The 2305-nt window shown below is 37.6% G+C and carries 4 protein-coding genes; 2 read left to right on the forward strand and 2 right to left on the reverse strand.

Annotation, left to right across the window (positions count from 1 at the left end):
* The first annotated feature begins 75 nt into the window (after positions 1 to 75).
* Complete coding sequence (locus ACWNM1_RS30445) at positions 76 to 702, forward strand: type 1 glutamine amidotransferase family protein (protein WP_449603918.1); 627 nt, start codon at positions 76 to 78, stop codon at positions 700 to 702.
* Positions 703 to 860: 158 nt separating this feature from the next.
* Here ACWNM1_RS30445 and ACWNM1_RS30450 read toward each other — a convergent pair whose 3' ends face one another.
* Positions 861 to 1028 carry a hypothetical protein gene (locus ACWNM1_RS30450; RefSeq protein WP_449603916.1) on the reverse strand — a complete coding sequence of 56 codons (168 nt, stop codon included), beginning with the start codon at positions 1026 to 1028 and terminating at the stop codon, positions 861 to 863.
* A gap of 483 nt (positions 1029 to 1511) precedes the next feature.
* Between ACWNM1_RS30450 and ACWNM1_RS30455 the strand changes: the two genes are divergently transcribed.
* Complete coding sequence (locus ACWNM1_RS30455; protein ID WP_082651031.1) at positions 1512 to 1610, forward strand: sporulation protein YjcZ; 99 nt, start codon at positions 1512 to 1514, stop codon at positions 1608 to 1610.
* A gap of 84 nt (positions 1611 to 1694) precedes the next feature.
* Here the strand turns inward: ACWNM1_RS30455 and ACWNM1_RS30460 are convergent.
* On the reverse strand, positions 1695 to 2305 hold a 611-nt coding region (locus tag ACWNM1_RS30460), incomplete at its 5' end, for a class I SAM-dependent methyltransferase (RefSeq protein ID WP_449603917.1).

Below are 2305 nucleotides of genomic sequence, written 5' to 3' on the forward strand. Positions count from 1 at the left end.
TATTATAATGATAAACCATTCATTAAAGATGAATGGTTGCTGTTACCTAATAAACTTTATGAGGAGCACTTAGAAATGAATAATACAGTATATCTTTATGTGTTTGATACCATGTCCGATTGGGAAATAGGTTATTTAGCCGCCGAACTGAACTCTGGAAGATACTTCAGACAGGGGCTAGCTCCAGCGAAAATAGTCACCGTTGGGATAGAAAAGACTCCAGTAACTACAATGGGCGGATTGAAAATAATGCCTGACATTAAAGTGGATGAGTGCAGCATTAAAAGCGTAGATGCACTGATTTTACCTGGTGGAAATACATGGACAGAAGCTATTCACGTGCCCATATTAAAAATCGCCGAGATGTGTTTAAAGGAAGGGATAGTAGTTGGAGCAATTTGCGGCGCTACCTTAGGACTTGCTCAAGCAGGATTGTTAGATTCACGTTGGCACACAAGCAATGATTTGGCTTACCTTAAAATGATTTGCCATTCTTACACGGGCGAAGAATATTACAAAGTGGAATCTGCTGTCACCGATGGGAAATTGATCACCGCAACCGGAGTGGCTCCATTAGAATTTTCTGTTCATGTTTTAAAAGCGCTAGATGTATTTTCTCCAAAAACATTAGACGCTTGGTATCGTCTTAATAAAACTCATGAACCTAAATATTTCTACGAGTTAATGAATTCAATCCAATGACAGTATAGGAATATAAGGGATGGATGTGAAGCCCAGGCGTGTTCAAAGCTTGGGCTTTTGCAATTCGCTCTAGGCCGCGCTATCATCCAATAATTCTCTAGGGCTAACAATGGCTTGTTCTGTGCTGTCATATTTGGCAGCAAGGCAATCTGACTGCATCACGGCAGCAGATACGTCATGGCGTAGTAAGCGATTTGCTCGGTATTAACCTTCAATGCATCGGCAAAGTTATGTGTTGTATTTTCTGAAATAATATTGCCTAGCTTATACCCGATTTCATAGCTTGTTCCTTTCAAATCCAGTGTATGAACGGAAATTGTTAACATCCTGTTCCAGTGCATGATATTTTGTGCTGTTTTTTTCGCTCAATACCAAAATAAGTTTTTTTACCACATATCAGAAGTTAATGGAGGATATAACAAAGGTCCATCATATCTTATCGGATGGGCCTTTACGTGACTGTTGCAATTTCGCCGTTTATTCTACCTCACTAAGAATCTTTTCAATTTTTTCGATGCGGGTTCGAATTTACGACAATTCCTCAGATGATTTTTCTTGTCTATGAGAATTCCGAATCCGAATGCCATTCCGGAATAACCATATAAACTTCCGCTGTCTTGATTCATGGATAGACCTCTTATTATTCATCATCTATTTGAGAAATTTTGGCCATAATGTTGGGACCAATTTCGTAATTATTTCCGGCGTGAGTATTAAAATCCGTCAGCTCATGTTAATTAGGTTATAGTCCATACATTTAGAATAGTAGTGCATATTATGTTTTATGAAGTAAAAGGGGGGGATAATCAATGAGCTGTGGAGTTGGAGGCAGATTTACTTCTACTGGAGAAATTTTAGTTCTTTATATCTTATTAGTAATTGTGTTATCTGCTTGTTTCTTTGTATAATAGCAGGCTATCACAAAGAACAATAGTCACTGTTACAAGGCTATTGTTCTTTTTTTCGCAAATGTTGATGGACAAGCCAATCCTTTATTTCGTTCCAATTACGAGAATAAATCCGATGTATTCATGATAACGGTCCATTATACTATTGTACTGACTGATCACTTCCCAAATCGTGTGGTCAAGAAAGGAATCTGCATCCATTTGTTGATAATTGTCCGGATGCTCTGTAAGATCCTCACTTGATTTAGGAAACAAGAAGGGACCATCTATCTGTGAATGATAAAATCCCATAGTGCTTACTAATGCTGACCAATCATTAAAGTCCCACAGATTCTTAACATGATAAAATGTACTAATCATTTGATTCATTTCTTTAGACATATGTTTATATTGAATCATTTCTCTGTCAAAAAGCTTGCCTCCAGTCCGCAGAACCCTATAATATTCCGAGAATGCCTTTTCTATATCCGTAAAAATGGATACAGACTCAACAAGAATCACATCAAATGACTCGTTAAGAAAAGGAAGCGAACTTGCGTCTCCTACTAAGAATTGAATTGAAGAATTCTCTTTTTCAGCCCGTATTTTTGCTTTTGAGATCATATCTGGTTGAATATCTATACCTATTACATCATGACCTTGCGCAGCTAAATAACAAGCTGTTCTACCAGTGCCACAACCAACTTCAAGGATTC

The organism is Paenibacillus sp. Marseille-Q9583 (genome assembly GCF_976954365.1).

Coding starts and splice junctions, on each gene's coding strand:
- ACWNM1_RS30445 (WP_449603918.1), top strand. CDS start 76: ATGAATAATACAGTATATCTTTATGTGTTTGATACCATGTCCGATTGG.
- ACWNM1_RS30455 (WP_082651031.1), top strand. CDS start 1,512: ATGAGCTGTGGAGTTGGAGGCAGATTTACTTCTACTGGAGAAATTTTA.
- ACWNM1_RS30450 (WP_449603916.1), bottom strand. CDS start 1,028: ATGTTAACAATTTCCGTTCATACACTGGATTTGAAAGGAACAAGCTAT.